This window comes from Actinomadura logoneensis, from assembly GCF_003428695.1.
Taxonomy (GTDB): Bacteria; Actinomycetota; Actinomycetes; order Streptosporangiales; family Streptosporangiaceae; genus Spirillospora; species Spirillospora logoneensis.
In genome coordinates this window covers 1-15450 of record NZ_QURH01000186.1, presented here as the reverse complement: position 1 = coordinate 15450, position 15450 = coordinate 1, and the positions used below count along the sequence as shown (strand labels likewise).

General features: G+C 70.3%; 18 protein-coding genes. 3 read left to right on the top strand and 15 right to left on the bottom strand.

All coding sequences use genetic code 11. The features are described from left to right. Positions 1 to 225: 225 nt before the first annotated feature. A complete protein-coding gene (locus DZF91_RS09995; protein WP_117357196.1) occupies positions 226 to 582 on the bottom strand; it encodes a thioesterase family protein in 357 nt (118 codons plus the stop codon). Positions 583 to 711: 129 nt separating this feature from the next. On the opposite strand from DZF91_RS09995, the gene DZF91_RS09990 reads away from it, so the two are divergent. Next, the gene (locus tag DZF91_RS09990) at positions 712 to 1038 is read left to right on the top strand and encodes a hypothetical protein (protein ID WP_117357193.1); all 327 of its coding nucleotides are present in this window, start codon (positions 712 to 714) and stop codon (positions 1036 to 1038) included. A gap of 7 nt (positions 1039 to 1045) precedes the next feature. Here the strand turns inward: DZF91_RS09990 and DZF91_RS09985 are convergent, their stop codons facing one another. The 5 genes from DZF91_RS09985 to msrA form a co-directional block, all read right to left on the bottom strand. Continuing rightward, positions 1046 to 1642 carry a DUF4291 domain-containing protein gene (locus tag DZF91_RS09985; RefSeq protein WP_117357195.1) on the bottom strand — a complete coding sequence of 199 codons (597 nt, stop codon included), beginning with the start codon at positions 1640 to 1642 and terminating at the stop codon, positions 1046 to 1048. A 59-nt stretch (positions 1643 to 1701) separates the two neighbouring features. Further along, positions 1702 to 2052 carry a hypothetical protein gene (locus DZF91_RS09980; RefSeq protein WP_117357192.1) on the bottom strand — a complete coding sequence of 117 codons (351 nt, stop codon included), beginning with the start codon at positions 2050 to 2052 and terminating at the stop codon, positions 1702 to 1704. Between the two features lie 48 nt (positions 2053 to 2100). Then, positions 2101 to 2544 carry a nuclear transport factor 2 family protein gene (locus DZF91_RS09975; RefSeq protein ID WP_158587894.1) on the bottom strand — a complete coding sequence of 148 codons (444 nt, stop codon included), beginning with the start codon at positions 2542 to 2544 and terminating at the stop codon, positions 2101 to 2103. 120 nt (positions 2545 to 2664) lie between these two features. After that, a complete protein-coding gene (locus DZF91_RS09970) occupies positions 2665 to 3066 on the bottom strand; it encodes a hypothetical protein (protein WP_147341085.1) in 402 nt (133 codons plus the stop codon). Positions 3067 to 3119: 53 nt separating this feature from the next. After that, positions 3120 to 3797, bottom strand: a complete 678-nt coding sequence (gene msrA, locus DZF91_RS09965; RefSeq protein ID WP_117357189.1) for a peptide-methionine (S)-S-oxide reductase MsrA — start codon at positions 3795 to 3797, stop codon at positions 3120 to 3122. A gap of 117 nt (positions 3798 to 3914) precedes the next feature. Here msrA and rarD point away from each other — a divergent pair, with 117 nt between their 5' ends. Both rarD and DZF91_RS09955 read left to right on the top strand, forming a co-directional pair. Then, complete coding sequence (gene rarD, locus DZF91_RS09960) at positions 3915 to 4829, top strand: EamA family transporter RarD (RefSeq protein WP_117357188.1); 915 nt, start codon at positions 3915 to 3917, stop codon at positions 4827 to 4829. Positions 4830 to 4979: 150 nt separating this feature from the next. Further along, positions 4980 to 5372 (top strand): hypothetical protein, encoded by a 393-nt coding sequence (locus tag DZF91_RS09955; RefSeq protein ID WP_117357187.1) that lies wholly within the window; start codon positions 4980 to 4982, stop codon positions 5370 to 5372. A gap of 114 nt (positions 5373 to 5486) precedes the next feature. Here DZF91_RS09955 and DZF91_RS09950 read toward each other — a convergent pair whose 3' ends face one another. From DZF91_RS09950 to DZF91_RS09910, 9 genes are all read right to left on the bottom strand, one after another. Continuing rightward, a complete protein-coding gene (locus tag DZF91_RS09950) occupies positions 5487 to 6482 on the bottom strand; it encodes a polyprenyl synthetase family protein (protein ID WP_117357186.1) in 996 nt (331 codons plus the stop codon). Between the two features lie 19 nt (positions 6483 to 6501). Continuing rightward, positions 6502 to 8073, bottom strand: coding sequence for an NADH-quinone oxidoreductase subunit NuoN (nuoN, locus tag DZF91_RS09945; RefSeq protein ID WP_117357185.1), 1572 nt, complete (start codon positions 8071 to 8073; stop codon positions 6502 to 6504). A gap of 8 nt (positions 8074 to 8081) precedes the next feature. Then, positions 8082 to 9647, bottom strand: a complete 1566-nt coding sequence (locus tag DZF91_RS09940) for an NADH-quinone oxidoreductase subunit M (RefSeq protein WP_117357184.1) — start codon at positions 9645 to 9647, stop codon at positions 8082 to 8084. Further along, complete coding sequence (nuoL, locus tag DZF91_RS09935) at positions 9644 to 11557, bottom strand: NADH-quinone oxidoreductase subunit L (protein WP_199486529.1); 1914 nt, start codon at positions 11555 to 11557, stop codon at positions 9644 to 9646. The genes DZF91_RS09940 and nuoL overlap by 4 nt, the downstream gene beginning before the upstream one ends. 13 nt (positions 11558 to 11570) lie before the next feature. Further along, the gene (gene nuoK, locus DZF91_RS09930) at positions 11571 to 11870 is read right to left on the bottom strand and encodes an NADH-quinone oxidoreductase subunit NuoK (protein ID WP_117357183.1); all 300 of its coding nucleotides are present in this window, start codon (positions 11868 to 11870) and stop codon (positions 11571 to 11573) included. After that, positions 11867 to 12784: an NADH-quinone oxidoreductase subunit J gene (locus DZF91_RS09925; protein ID WP_117357182.1), complete on the bottom strand. Its 918-nt coding sequence runs from the start codon at positions 12782 to 12784 to the stop codon at positions 11867 to 11869. Before DZF91_RS09925 ends, nuoK begins: the two co-directional genes overlap by 4 nt. After that, entirely contained in the window at positions 12781 to 13314 is a 534-nt protein-coding gene (gene nuoI / locus DZF91_RS09920) for an NADH-quinone oxidoreductase subunit NuoI (protein ID WP_117357181.1), read from the bottom strand. The genes DZF91_RS09925 and nuoI overlap by 4 nt, the downstream gene beginning before the upstream one ends. After that, positions 13301 to 14656 (bottom strand): NADH-quinone oxidoreductase subunit NuoH, encoded by a 1356-nt coding sequence (gene nuoH / locus DZF91_RS09915; protein WP_117357180.1) that lies wholly within the window; start codon positions 14654 to 14656, stop codon positions 13301 to 13303. The genes nuoI and nuoH overlap by 14 nt, the downstream gene beginning before the upstream one ends. Then, positions 14653 to 15450, bottom strand: a 798-nt coding sequence (locus DZF91_RS09910; protein WP_147341084.1) for a molybdopterin-dependent oxidoreductase, incomplete at its 5' end; no start/stop codon positions are given. The genes nuoH and DZF91_RS09910, both read right to left, overlap by 4 nt.

Here is a 15450-nt window from a genome sequence, read left to right as displayed (position 1 = left end):
GACCCCGACTTCCACCGCCTCGCGCGGCCCCAACGAACCGGAGCGCCGGGCCCCCGCACACGGGGCCCGGCGCTCCGCCGTCTCGTGTTCGCTTTCGGCGAACAGCCTCACGCGCCGTCCAGCCCAGGCCCTCACACGCCCTCCAGCCGGGGCCTCACGCGCCGTCCAGCCCAGGCCTTCACGCCTCCTCCAGCCAGGCCCTCACACGCCGTCCAGCCCAGGCCTTCACGCCCCCTCCAGTCGGGCGAGGAAACGCTCCCGGTCCACGACGGCCCGCCACACCCGTCCGGTGGCCAGCAGCGTCCCGTCCTCGGCCGTGGCCCGGACGTCGAAGACCACGCGGCGCCCGTCCACCCCGTCCGACTCGGCGACGACCACGACCTCCGCCCCCACCGGGCTCGCCGCGAGGTGATCGATCTCGACCCGCGTCCCAACGGACGTCCGCCCCTCCCCCAGCCGCCCTTCCAGCGCCCGCACCGTGGCCGCCTCGAACAGCGCCACCATCCGGGGCGTGGCCAGCACCCGGACATCCCCGGACCCGACGGCGGCGGCCGTGTCTCCCACGGCCACCTGAAGCCGCATCTCAACATGAAGGTTCGCCATGGTGATGATCTCCTAGCCCGGGCGTAACTACTTTGCGCGTCCGTGGGGTTACCTAACCCGCATCCGCCGCATTCTTCTCAAGGATGAGGAAAGGAGGGCGAGTCGCTCATGGCTCATCCACGAATCGACCGCAGGACCGCACCCCACCGGCTGCTCCTCGCCGGAGCCGCCGCCGTGGCGGTGGCCGTCGCGGCGTTCCTCACCCGACGCCGCCACTCCGAAACGACGGGCACGGCGACCGAGGTCGTCCCCGCCCACCCGAGGAGAGGAGGCGCCACGACGACGGCCCGCGGACGAGCCGCCACAAGCACCGGCTCCCGCGGACGAGCCGCCAGGAGCGCCGGCTTCAACTGGCCGCTGCTCCTGGGGGTGGTCACCACGCTGTTCCTGATCTGGCTCTGGTGGTGGGCCGCCGTCGGCGGCGGTCCCTCCTGACGAGCCCTCAGACCCCGCCGAGGTGCGCCAGCAAGCCGTCCCCGGCCGGATACGGGACTTCCCGCGGGAGCAACCGGGAGGCCGCTTCCAGGTCACGCCCCTTCACCAACGCGTGGATCTCGTGGGCGAGCGGCGTCACGTCACTGATCGAGACGATCCATTCGTCCGCGTAACGCCGCGCGGCCTCCCCCGACAGCCCGAGCTGCAACGACCGGTGTTCCAGGGGCCGAAGGTCCAGGTCACGTTCGGGATCCCACTGCACCCGCGCCGGAGCTTGCCTGACCTGCGCCTGCCACGCCTCGCGATCGGCGTACAGCTCCGGCGCGAAGTGCGAGAGGCACGAGTTCCGCAGGGCCCATTCGAACCCCTCGCGAGTGATCTCGACCGCGAGGACGGTCTCCTGGCCCGCCTTCGTGCCCCACCCGCAGCGGTACATCATCCACAGGAAGGACGGCTTGATCCAGGTCATCCGATCGCGCTTCCACGCAGCCGGAAACCGTCCCTCCCGCACCGCGGGCACCCCGATCTCGGGGGCGTAAGCCTGATAGACGGTGATCGTGGAGGCCGTATAGACCGCCCGAATCCGACGCCGTTCCTCACTCATGACGCCGATACTGAGCCACCGCGCCCCCACCCGGCCAACCGTTTAACGACCGGCCCGTCTCAGATCGCCGGCCACTCATGGTGCTCGAGGTACGGCGACTCTCCCGTCACGAACCAGGACTGGAGATCCCTGAGGCGTTCCACGGCGCCCTCGTAGTACTCCAGCGGCTCCGGACGCGGGAAGTCGGCGTGCCCCGTCCAACTCGGAACCCAGTCGGCGCAGAACCAGAAGCCTTCGACCAGCCAGCGCGGCAACTCGTCCCGCCCGGCGAAGGCGGCACAGACCCGCCGCATCGCCTGTTCGAGCCGCGAGAACGCGGCCTTGTCCCACACGAGGTCAGGCCGAAGCCCACCGAGAAAGGTGCCCTCCTCAGCATCGAACTCCCGCCGCAACAACACCAGGTCATCCACCCGACGATCATCCCAGTCAGGCTGCCACGGTCCTCGAGGGCGGCACGGCTACTCTCCCCAACCGACCGGCGCGGGGACATTCCGACCGAACTCAACGTTCCAGTACTCACGCAGCCCGGCGCAAAGGCCCTCGTCGGTGAAGCGGAGCAGCAGGCAGCCGGGCATCGTGGCCGCGGCGTCGTCGCGGGAGGGGCCCCAGTCCGGGTCGTCCATCGTCGCCCACCACTCGACCGCGACCCGGTCACCGTCCACGACCGGCCGACCGAAGTGAAGGCGCAGGTCGCTCTGCGTGGCCGTCGCCTGTCGCCAGTAGGCCCGGATGGCCGCCCTGCCTCGGTGCGGCTCCTTGACGGGGTGGGCGGCATAGGTCGCGTCCTCGGTGAACAATTCGGCGACGCCGTCCGCGTCCTTGTCGTGCCAGGCCCTTCCGTACCGCTCAATCCAGGTGTCGATCATCGTTCTCTCCGGCTTGCCGGGGTGCTGCTCGCTCATGCGTCGATCTTGCTGCCGGCCGCTCATCAGGCACCATCGTCCATTGGCCCTAAGACTTCAGCCCTGGGGCGCTTCGCTGCTCGACCTTCGGATCAGACGACGCAAGCTGACGCGCCGCCTTCACCAACCGGGCGGCAACTCGGTTGGGCATCGCGTCCACCACCAGCGGACTTCGTTGCCCTCAGCCAGAGGACGCCAGTACTGCGACAATTCCGCCCCGCCGTCTTCGCGGGTAACGGCCCGAAAGCGTGCGTCGAGCCGCTCTACGCAGCGACCGACCTTGGCACGCAGGGACGACGGCATGGCATCGAGGAAGGCTTCGACCGCGCCTCGAACATCAAGATCATTCAGGTACCCGTACACCATGTAGTAGTCCTGGCGAGACCAGCCGTCCTCCATGCGGGAGATCAGGATCTCCCAGAAGCGCAGGCAGTTGAGGACGCTGTAGGTCGGGTCGTCGGCCCTGAAGGTCCGCCCGGCGTTCTCTCGCGCCAGAACCTGCAGGTCAAGGAGTGCGATCACCTCTCTGTCCTCGACCGTGAGCGTACGGACCAAGCGATCCGTCTCGTCCGCGCTCACTCGACAGGGGCGATGCCTGTCGGGCAGGAGGCGCCGGAGGACTGGTCGCCCAGGGGCAGACCGGTGCCGCCGAGGCCGCAGTAGCCGTTGGGGACCTTGTGCAGGTACTGCTGGTGGTAGGGCTCGGCGTAGTAGAAGGGCGGGGCCTCGGTGATCTCGGTGGTGATCTCCGGGTAGCCGGCGGCGGTGAGGGTCTGCTGGTAGGCGGCTCGGGAGGCTTCGGCCTGGGCGCGCTGGGCCTCGGAGTGGGTGAAGATCGCCGAGCGGTACTGGGTGCCGACGTCGTTGCCCTGGCGCATGCCCTGGGTGGGGTCGTGGGACTCCCAGAAGACCTTGAGCAGGGTCTCGTAGCCGACCTTGGCGGGGTCGTAGACGACGCGGACGGCCTCGGTGTGGCCGGTGTGGCCGGAGCAGACCTCTTCGTAGGTGGGGTTGGGCGTGTGGCCGCCCTGGTAGCCCACGGCGGTGGTGATCACGCCCTCGGTCTGCCAGAACCTGCGTTCGGCGCCCCAGAAGCAGCCGAGCGCGAAGTCGGCGACCTCGGCGTGCTCGGGGAAGGGCGGGGTGAGCGGGGTGCCCAGGACCTCGTGGCGGGACGGGACGGGCATCGGCTCGTCCCGGCCGGGGAGGGCCTTCTCGGGGGCGACCATCTGGGTCTTCGCGAAGCCGAACATGCTCTCAGCCTACGTCGGGATCGCCGGGCCGCTGTGATGCCGGTTGCAGTCATCACCGTCACCTGGAATGACTGCTTACGCACTGATAATGTTCGGTTTGTGGTCAATCGTCGCGGAATGGTGTTCGGTGTCGCTGCCTACGTTCTCTGGGGACTGTTCCCGCTCTACTGGCCGCTGCTGAAGCCCGCCAACGCGGTGGAGATCGTGTCCCACCGCATTATGTGGTCGCTGGTGGCGCTGCTGGTGATCCTCGCGGTGGGACGCAACTGGTCCTGGATCCGGAGGCTGGACCGCCGGAGGCTCGGGCTGCTCGCGCTCGCGTCCGCGCTCATCTCGGTCAACTGGTGCGTCTACATCTACGCGGTGAACACCGGCAAGACGATCGAGGGGTCGCTCGGCTACTTCATCAACCCGCTGATCAGCATCCTGTTCGGCGTGCTGATCTTCCGGGAGCGGCTGCGGCGGTGGCAGTGGGTCGCGGTCGGCCTCGGCGCGGCGGCCGTCGCCGTCCTGACGGTGGACTACGGGCGCCTCCCCTACATCGCCCTGACCCTGGCGTGCTCGTTCGGCATCTACGGCCTGCTGAAGAAGTTCGCGGACATGCCGTCCGCCGAGGGCCTGGCGGTGGAGACCGCGGTCATGTTCGTCCCGGCGCTGGCGGTGTCGGTCGTGCTGCAGGCGCAGGGGACGGCCTCCTTCGGCCACCACGGTGTCGGGAACATGGCGCTGCTCGCCGCGTCCGGCGTGGTGACGGCGGTCCCGCTGCTGCTGTTCAACGCCTCCGCGGTGCGCGTGCCGATGAGCACGCTCGGCCTGCTCCAGTACCTCGCGCCGATCCTGCAGTTCGTGATCGGGCTGCTGGTGCAGCACGAGGAGATGCCCGCGAGCCGCTGGGTCGGCTTCCTGCTGGTCTGGGCGGCGCTGGTCGTCCTCTCGGCGGACGGCCTGCTCACCGGCCGCCGCACCCGCAGGCTCTCCCGCCAGGCCGCCGCCGCGGCCGCTCTGGAGCCCGTGGCGGAGGCGGCGAGCTGACGCCGCACGGCTGGACGCCGCCCGAAAGTTCCCTGAAAGTCGTGCCAACCTTTCTGGCTCTAAACCTGTCTATAGAGTGAGATGCCCGCACCCGCTAGAGTGCGGGAGATCACATCGCGAACCATCCACTCGACCCCCCAGGAGCCCCGGTTGCGTCTGCTGAGCACGGCCGTCGTCGGAGCGGCCATCGTCGGAGCCGGACTACTCGCCCCCGTCTCGGGCGAGGCCACCGCCGCATCCCGTGATGTCATCTTCAGCCCCTCCGTCGCCCAGCCCGGCCAGCACGTCCGGATCGACGTCCTGAAGTGCCCGGTGGGCAGGAAGCGGCACTGGGTCGGCTCCAAGGTGTTCACGAAGAACGCGACCGTCTACGGCAAGGGCAAGGACGGCCAGGCCAAGGTGCTGGTGAAGCGCACCGTGAAGTCGGGGTCGTACAAGGTGACGGTGCACTGCGGGAGCCGCGTCCTGACCGCCAAGCTCCGCGTCTCGAACAAGCCGTGGCCCTCGGTGATCCCCTCGACGCTCACGCCCGGCGTCCGCTGACGCCTCGCGCCGCCCCGCGTCCCAAGCCCGCACCCCGAGCCCCAAGGGCGGCACGCATGAGAAAGGCCCTCCGAGGAGGGCCTTCTTCGTGTCCGGGGAGCCGGCGGCGTTCGCTCAGCCGGTGCGGGAGACCACGTAGTCGCAGAGGCCGATGAAGGCGTCCCGCGCCGGGATGTCCGGCAGCGTGAGCAGGTCGGCGCGCGCGTCCTCGGCCCAGGACCGCATGTCGGCGCGGGCACGGTCCATCGCCGGGTGGGCGCGCAGCAGCGCGAGCGCCTCGGCGTGCAGCGCGTCGTCGGTCAGGTCGGTGACCAGCAGCTCGCGCAGCCGCTCGTCGTCCGGCCCGGAGCCGACGCCCTCCAGCACCAGGTGCATGGGGAGCGTGCGGATGCCCTCGCGCAGGTCGGTGCCCGGCGTCTTGCCCGACTCCTCGGTCTCGGACGCGATGTCGAGGATGTCGTCGGACAGCTGGAAGGCGATGCCGATCTTCTCGCACGCGGAGGTGATGGTGTCCACCACGGCGGGCGAGGCGCCGGCGAGCAGCGCGCCGAACTGGCCGGAGACCGCGATCAGCGAGCCGGTCTTGTCGGCCATGACCGACAGGTAGTGCTTGAGCGGGTCCACGCCCTCGGCGGGGCCCACGGTCTCCTGGATCTGGCCGCGGACCAGGCGGGCGAACGCGCGCGCCTGAATCCGGACGGCCTCGGGGCCGAGGTCGGCCAGCAGGTCCGAGGCCCGTGCGAACAGGTAGTCGCCGGTGAGGATCGCGACGGTGTTGGTCCACCGCGAGTTCGCCGACTCCTGCCCGCGCCGCACGGTCGCCTCGTCCATCACGTCGTCGTGGTAGAGCGTCGCCAGGTGGGTCAGCTCGACGACGACCGCCGCCGGGACGACGCCCGGGGCGTCGGGGGAGCCGAAGTGGGAGGCGAGCAGCACCAGCATGGGCCGGAACCGCTTGCCTCCCGCGTCGACGAGGTGCTTGGAGGCTTCGGAGAGCAGCGGATCCTCGCCCCGCACGGAGGAGAGAAGCAACTCCTCGACCGCGGCGAGCCGCTCCCGCACATCTGAGGCCAACCCATCGGGCAGACCGAACGGAACGGCGCTACTCACCCAAACCCCCTACGGAGCACTACCGGACGAACATCTGTGTCGCGGCGTGTCCCGCCAGGTCCAGCATGGGCTGGGGCAGGACGCCGAGTACCACAGTAGCCGTCACGCCGAGCGCCACGGCAGCCGCGGTCGCCGGGCCCGCGACCACGGTGGGGCCGTCCGCCTCGGGCTCGCTGAAGAACATCACCACGATGACCCGGACGTAGAAGAACGCCGCGACCGCCGACGACAGCACGCCGACGACCACCAGCGGGGTCGCGTGTCCCTCGACCGCCGCCTTGAAGACCGCGAACTTTCCGGTGAATCCGGACGTCAACGGAATTCCGGCGAAGGCTAGCAGGAAGAAGGCGAAGATGCCCGCCACCAGCGGCGACCTGCGGCCCAGCCCGGCCCACCGGGACAGGTGCGCGGCCTCGCCGCCGGCGTCCCGCACCATGGTGATCACGGCGAACGCGCCGACCGTGGTGAAGCCGTAGGCGACCAGGTAGAACAGCGCTCCCGCAAGGCCGTCGCGGGTCACCGCGACCATGCCGGTGAGCAGGAAGCCCGCGTGCGCGACCGACGAGTAGGCCAGCAGCCGCTTGAGGTCGGTCTGGGTGATCGCGATGACCGCGCCGGCGACCATCGTGAGAATCGCCACACCCCACATGAAGGGCCGCCAGTCCCACTTCAGCGTCTCGAACCCGACGTAGTAGACGCGCATCAGCGCGCCGAACGCGGCCACCAGCGTGCAGGACGCCATCAGGCCGGTGATCGGGGTCGGGGCGCCCTGGTAGACGTCCGGCTTCCACATGTGGAACGGCACCGCGCCGATCTTGAACAGCAGGCCGACCGACAGCAGCCCGACGCCCGCGAGCATCAGGGTCTCGCTGCCCGCGTCCTTGCTGAGCTGGTCGGCGATGTCCGACAGCCGGACGGACCCGGCGTAGCCGTACAGCAGCGCCGTCCCGTACAGGAAGAACGCCGAGGAGAACGCGCCCAGCAGGAAGTACTTGACCGCGGCCTCCTGCGACAGCAGGCGGCGGCGCCGGGCCAGGCCGCACAGCAGGTACAGCGGCAGCGACATGATCTCCAGCGCGGCGAACATCGTCAGCAGGTCGTTGCTCGCGGGGAACATCAGCATGCCGCCGACCGCGAACAGCATCAGCGGGAACACCTCGGTCTGGGTGGTCCCCGCCGCCGTCGTCTCCTGCTCGGCCTCGCTGCCGGGCAGCGCCGACGCCTGCGCGGCGAAGCTGGTCTGCTGCCGCTCGGCGATGAGCAGCAGCGACACCAGGGCGAGCACCAGGACGGTGCCCTGCACGAACAGGGTCGGGCCGTCCACGCCGATCGCGCCCATCGCGGCCGCGTGGAACGGCTTGTCCCGCGCGGCCAGGCCGATCGTCCACGCGAACGCGGCGACGAGGCCGACCGCGGTCAGCGGCACCTGCACGTAGTAGCGGGAGCGGCGGCTGACGAACGCCTCCACCAGCACCCCGGCCACCGCGACGCCGAAGACGATCAGCATCGGGGCGAGCATGCCGTACTCGATGTGCGGGGCGGGGAACTTCTCCCCGCCGGACGGGGCGGCCGCGAGTCCCGCGGCGACCATTGACACGCTCACGGCCGGGCTCCGTTCTCGGCGACGTTACCGGTGATCTTCGGGGCCGGGTCGCGGACGTCCACCCGGGCCAGGCCCTTCTCGACGGACGGGTTGATGGCCTTGAGCACCGGCTGGGGGAAGAAGCCCATCGCCACGATGATCGCGATGATCGGGGCGACGGCGACCTTCTCCCGCAGCGAGAGGTCGGGCATGCCCTTGACCTCCTCGCGGGCGGGGCCGCCCATGGTCCGCTGGTAGGTCCACAGGATGTAGATCGCGGCGAGCACGATCCCGGACGCGGCGAGCACGGCGGGCACCCGGTGCCGGCTGAACGTGCCCACCAGCACCATCAGCTCGGACACGAAGGTGGACAGGCCCGGCAGCGACAGCCCGGACAGGCCCGCGACCAGGAACGTCCCGGCGAGCACCGGGGCGACCTTCTGCACGCCGCCGAACGCGTCGATCCGCGCCGAGTTCCGCCGCGCGATCATGAAGCCGACCAGCAGGAACAGCGCGCCGGTGGAGAACCCGTGGTTCACCATGTACAGCGTCGCGCCCGACTGGCCCTGCGACGTCATCGCGAAGACGCCCAGCACGATGAACCCGAAGTGCGACACCGAGGTGTAGGCCACCAGCCGCTTGAGGTCCACCTGGCCGATCGCCAGGACCGCGCCGTACACGATGCTGATGACCGCCAGCGCGAGGACGACCGGGGTCGCCCACTTGGCGGCGCCGGGGAACAGCTCCAGGCAGAACCGGAGCATCCCGTAGGTGCCGACCTTGTCCAGCACGCCCACGACGAGCACCAGGGCGCCCGCCGGAGACTGCGCCGCGGCGTCCGGCAGCCAGGTGTGGACGGGCACCATCGGCGCCTTGATCGCGAACGCGACGAAGAAGCCGAGGAACAGCCACTTGGCGGTCGTGCCGTCCACGTGCATCGTGTTCAGCTCTTCGAACATGAACGTGCCGTGGCCGAGCTTCTCCTGCGACAGCGGGTAGAGCCAGACCACGGAGACGAGCATCAGCAGCCCGCCGAACAGCGAGTACAGCAGGAACTTCACGGCCGCGTAGGACCGCTGCGGACCGCCGTAGTACCCGATGATGAAGTACACCGGGATGAGCATCGCCTCGAAGAAGACGTAGAAGAGGAAGACGTCGGTCGCCGCGAAGACGCCGACCATCATCGCCTCCAGCGCCAGCAGCAGCGCGAAGTAGACCTTCGCGGACCGCTTCGGCGGGGTGTCGGTGCCGCCGGAGCGGCCCGCCTCGTCCCAGGACGCGATCACCACGAGCGGGACGAGGACCACCGACAGCAGCACGAGCACGAGCGCGACGCCGTCGACGCCGACCGCCCAGTGCACACCGAACTGCTTGATCCACCAGTACTTCTCGGTGAACTGGAAGCGGTCGCCGCCGACCTTGAACGCGGTCGTCATCACGATCGCCAGGACGGCCTCGACCAGCGAGATCCCCAGCGCGGCCTGCTTGGCCAGGGTCTCGTTCTCGCGTGGCAGCAGTCCCACCGCGAGCGCGCCGAGGGCGGGCAGCGCGATGAGGACGCTCAGCCAGGGGAAGTCGGTCATGACGCGTTCACCACCAGGAGGGCGGCGACCACGATCGCCGCGCCGAGGTACATCGAGAGGGCGTAGGACCGGGCGAACCCGGTCTGGATCCGCCGGATCCGGCCCGAGGTGCCGCCGACGCCGGCCGCGATGCCGTTCACCGCGCCGTCCACGCCCCGGTTGTCGAACCAGACGGCGAGCCGGGTCAGCCACTGGCCGGGCCGCATCAGCAGCGACTCGTTGATGGCGTCCCCGTACAGGTCGCGGCGGGCGGCGCGGGTGAGGAACGACCCGGCCGGGGCCTCCAGCGGCACCGGCCGCGCGGCGTACTGCCGCCACGCGACCGCGATCCCGGCGAGCATCAGCACGAAGGTCGCCGCGCCCGGGACGGTCAGCCACTTGAAGGTGTGCTCCTCCGGCTCCCCGATCACGGGGGCCAGGAAGCCGGAGAACCCGCCGAGGACGAGGAGGCCGCCCGCGAACACCGACCCGAGGGCCAGCAGGATCAGCGGGACGGTCATCACCTTCGGCGACTCGTGCGGGTGCACGTCCTCCTGCCAGCGCTTCTCGCCGAAGAAGGTCATGAACATCACGCGGGACATGTAGTACGCGGTGATGCCCGCGCCGAGCAGCGCGCACGTGCCGAGGATGTTCCCGGACGTGCCGCCCTTCTCGTACGCGGCCTCGATGATCCCGTCCTTGGTGAACCAGCCGGAGAACGGCGGGCACCCGATGATCGCGAGGTAGCCGAGGCCGAACGTCCCGTAGGTCACGTACATGACCTTGCGCAGGGCGCCGTAGTGACGCATGTTCACGTCGTCGTTGGTCGCGTGCATGACCGACCCGGCGCCGAGGAACAGGCCCGCCTTGAAGAAGCCGTGCGCGATGAGGTGCGCGATGGCGAAGACGTAGCCGGCCTTGCCGAGCCCGGCGGCCAGCGTCATGTAGCCGATCTGCGACATCGTCGAACCTGCGAGCGCCTTCTTGATGTCGTCCTTGCCGGACCCGATGATCGCACCGGCGAGCAGCGTGGCCGCGCCGACGATGGTCACGACGAGCTGCGCGTCCGGCGACATCTCGAAGATCGGCGCGGACCGGACGATCAGGTAGACGCCCGCGGTGACCATGGTCGCCGCGTGGATCAGGGCCGAGACCGGGGTCGGGCCCTCCATCGCGTCCAGCAGCCAGGACTGCAGCGGGAGCTGCGCCGACTTGCCGCACGCGCCGAGCAGGAGCAGCAGCCCGAGCGCGGTCGCGGTGCCGGAGGTCAGCTTGGCCGCCAGGCCCACGTGCTCGGCGCCGGTGCCGAGGATCGCGGTGAAGTCCACCGACTGGAACGTGGCGAACATCAGCATGATCGCGGTGACCAGGCCGAGGTCGCCGACCCGGTTCACCACGAACGCCTTCTTCGCGGCGACCGCGGCGGACGGCTTGTACTGCCAGAACCCGATCAGGAGGTAGGACGCGAGGCCCACGCCCTCCCAGCCGAGGAACAGCACGACGTAGTTCGCGCCGAGCACCAGCGTGAGCATCGCCGCGACGAACAGGTTGAGGTAGGCGAAGAACCGCCGCCGGTCCTCGTCGTGGGCCATGTAGCCCATCGAGTAGATGTGGATCAGCGAGCCGACGCCCGTGATCAGCAGCACGAAGCTGATCGACAGCGGGTCGATCAGCAGGTCCATCCCGACGCGCAGCGAGCCGACGTCGAAGAAGTCCCACAGGTGCAGCGTGCGGCGGCGCTCGGCGTCGTCGTAGCCGAGCATCTGGACGAGCATCCCGACGCCGACGGCGAACGACGCGAGCGACATCGCGACGCCGAGGAGGTGTCCCCACCGGTCGGTGCGGCGTCCCCCGAGCAGGAGGACCGCCGCCCCGAGCAGCGGGAACGCGATGAGCAACCAGGCCGCGGCCTGGATCCCTTCCGCTTTCACTGGCCGCGGCCCCCTAGTACTTCAGCAGGTTCGCGTCGTCGACCGACGAGGACCTGCGGGTCCGGAAGATGGTCATGATGATGGCGAGGCCGACCACGACCTCCGCCGCCGCCACGACCATCACGAAGAACGCGATGATCTGGCCGTCGAGGTTCCCGTGCATCCGGGAGAACGACACGAACGCCAGGTTGCAGGCGTTGAGCATGAGCTCCACGCACATGAACACCACGATGGCGTTGCGGCGCACGAGGACGCCGAGCCCGCCGATGGTGAACAGGATCGCCGACAGCGCCAGGTAGTGCCCGGGGCTCACTTCTCGTCCTCCTCGGTCTCACGGGGCCGGCCGCGCTCGGAGTCGGCGGTCTCGGTCACCGTGCGGACGGCCCGGACGTCCCGGTCCAGCGCCTGCTGCTCGGTCTGGCCGTCCAGGTCGGTGTGCCGGTGCGCGGTGTCGGTCCGGGCCGCGATGATCGGGTTGACCGACAGCTCGGACGGGGTGCCGTCCGGCAGCAGCGCGGGCATGTCGACCGCGTTGTGCCGGGCGTAGGTGCCGGGGCCCGGCAGCGGGCCGGGGTGGGCGCCGGTCTGCGCGGCCCTGCGGAACCGCTCGACCGACAGGTCGCGCTGGGTCGGCTTGGGCGTGGTGCGCTCGCGGTGCGCCAGCACCATCGCGCCGAGCGCCGCCGTGATGAGCAGGGCGCTGGTCGCCTCGAACGCGAACACGTACTTGCCGAACAGCAGGTACGCCAGGCCGCGGATGTTGCCGCCGTGCTCGGCGTTGGCGTTCTTCACGCCCGCCGAGTCGCCGAGCGCGGCGTTGGCGAAGCCGACGCCGAGCAGCACCACGAAGCCGATGCCGCAGACCGCCGCCCAGAACCGCTGCCCGCGCAGCGTCTCCACCAGGGAGTCGGTGGACGAGACGCCTACCAGCATCAGGACGAACAGGAACAGCATCAGCACCGCGCCGGTGTAGACGATGACCTGCACGAACGCCAGGAACGGCGCGTCCTGGACGGCGTAGAGCGCGGCCAGCGACAGCATCACCGTCGCCAGCAGCAGCGCCGAGTGCACCGCCTTGCGCATGAAGATCATGCCGAGCGCCGCGGCGACCGACACGATCGCCAGCAACCAGAAGAAGAACGGCTCACCCGACTGCTTGTCGGCGACCTGGCCGGCGAGCACCTGCGCGGCGCCCGCCCGGTCGGCCAGGACGTGGGCGGCGGTCATCTCCTCTCACCGCCTTCCTCGGACTGCAGGCCGAGGCGGTAGTAGTCCTCCTCGGTGTCGCCGAGCCGCATCGCGTGCGGCGGCGTCTCCATGCCCTCGCGCAGCGGCGCGAGCAGCATGTCCTTGGTGTAGATGAGCGACTCGCGGCTGTCGTCGGCGAGCTCGTACTCGTTGGTCATGGTGAGCGCCCGGGTGGGGCACGCCTCGATGCACAGCCCGCACAGGATGCAGCGCAGGTAGTTGATCTGGTAGACGCGGCCGTACCGCTCGCCCGGCGAGTAGCGCTCCTCCTCGGTGTTGTCGGCGCCCTCGACGTAGATGGCGTCGGCGGGACACGCCCAGGCGCACAGCTCGCACCCGACGCACTTCTCCAGACCGTCCGGCCAGCGGTTGAGCTGGTGGCGTCCGTGGAAGCGCGGGGCCGTCGGCTTCTTCACCTCGGGGTACTGGACGGTCTCGCTCTTCATGAACATCTGGTGGAACGAGACCCCGAACCCCTTCACCGGGTTCAGGAAGTCAGTGAGTCCCACTGCTGACCTCCTCACGAGAGGTTTCGGTGATGCGCGGCCGGGGCACGTCGCGGCGGCCGTGGTAGTGCGGTGCGTCCATCGGCGGGACGGGGAAGCCGCCGCCCGCGTCCGGTTCGGGGGCCGCCTGCGCGGGTTCGGGCTCGGCCGAGCCCTTGCCGCGGGCGAACTCCCAGGCGAAGGTCAGCAGGATCACCACGATCGCGATCCCGGCGACCGCGGCCATCACGCCGCCGGCGTCGTGGCCCTCGTTCTTCCACGCGCGGATGGCGGCGACCAGCAGGATCCAGCCGATCGAGAAGGGCATCAGCACCTTCCAGCCGAGCTTCATCAGCTGGTCGTACCGGACGCGCGGCAGCGAGCCGCGCAGCCAGATGAAGAAGAAGATGAACAGCCAGAGCTTCACCATGAACCACAGCACCGGCCACCAGCCGGAGTTCGCGCCCGCCCACACGGTGGAGATCGGGGCGGGGGCGCGCCAGCCGCCGAGGAACAGGGTGGTGCACAGCGCCGACAGCGTCGCCAGGTTGATGTACTCGGCGAGGAAGAACATCGCGAACTTCAGCGACGAGTACTCGGTGTGGAAGCCGCCGACCAGCTCGCCCTCGCCCTCGGGCAGGTCGAACGGGATGCGGTTCGACTCGCCCATCATCGTGATGACGTAGACCACGAAGGACGGGAACAGCAGGATCGCGTACCAGGTGTCGGCCTGCGCGTTGACGATCTCCGTGGTGGACATCGACCCGGCGAACAGGAACACCGCGACGAACGACAGCCCCATCGCGATCTCGTAGGAGATCACCTGCGCGGACGAGCGGAGCCCGCCGAGCAGCGAGTAGGGCGACATCGAGGACCAGCCCGCCAGCACGATCCCGTAGACGCCCATCGAGGACATCGCGAGGACCAGCAGGACCGCGACCGGGAGGTCGGTGCCCTGCAGCGCGGTGTGGTGCCCGAAGATCGACACGGTCGGGCCGAACGGGATGATCGAGAACGAGATGAACGCGGGCACCGCGGACATGACCGGCGCGAGGACGAACAGGACCTTGTCCACGTTGCGCGGGACGATGTCCTCCTTCAGCGCCAGCTTCACGCCGTCCGCCAGGCCCTGGAGCAGGCCGAACGGCCCGCACCGGTTGGGGCCGACGCGCAGCTGCATGCGGCCGATGACGCGGCGCTCGACCCACATCGACATCAGGACGGTGAGGACCAGGAAGACGAAGATCACCAGGACCTTGCCGCCGATCAGCCACCACGGGTCCTTGCCGAAGGTGGACAGCGTCGGGTCGGACGGCGCCGGACCCGCCAGCACCGCCGTCCCCGCCGAGCTCAGCAGGTGACTCATCGGGAGCCTCCGATCGAGACGATGTCGCCGGCCGCCGCGCCGAGGTCGGCGTAGAGGGCGACCTCGGCCGAGTTGGCCGGCAGCCACACCACCCGGTCGGGCATGCCGGGCGTGATCTCCAGCGGCAGCGTGACCTCGCCGTGCGGGCCGCGCACCGTGAGCACCCCGTCCGCGCCGGCCTCGGCGGCGGTCGCGGCGGAGACGCGCGCGACGGCGGCCTTGGCCGTCCCGGCGAGGTAGGGCTCGCCGTCCTGCATGCGGCCGCGGTCGAGCAGCATCCGCCAGGTGGCGAGCAGCGCCTCGCCGCGGCCGGGCTGCGGCTGGACGCCGATCGCGACCGACGGCGCGGGCGGGCGCTCGCCGCGGAACGCGCCGAGGCCGGTCAGCTCGCGGCGCGCCGCGTCGGGTCCGGGCAGGCCGAGGTGCACGTCCATCTCGTTCGCCAGCGCGTCCAGGACCCGCAGGTCGGACATCTTCGCGGCGGACTTCAGGACGGTCTCGAACGGACGCCCGCGGCCCTCCCAGTCGACGAACGTGCCGGCCTTCTCGGCGACCGCCGCGACCGGCAGGACCACGTCCGCCCGGTCGGTGACGGCGCTGACCCGCTGCTCCAGGCTCACCACGAACGGCGTGCGGTCGAGCGCCGCGAGCGCCGTGCGGGGGTCGGGCAGGTCGTACGGGTCGAACCCGCCGACCAGCAGCGCGCCGCGCCCGCCGGCCGCGGCCGCCGCCAGGATCCCGGCGGTGTCGAGGCCGGGGTCGGCGGGCAGCTCGGCCACGCCCCAGGCGCGGGC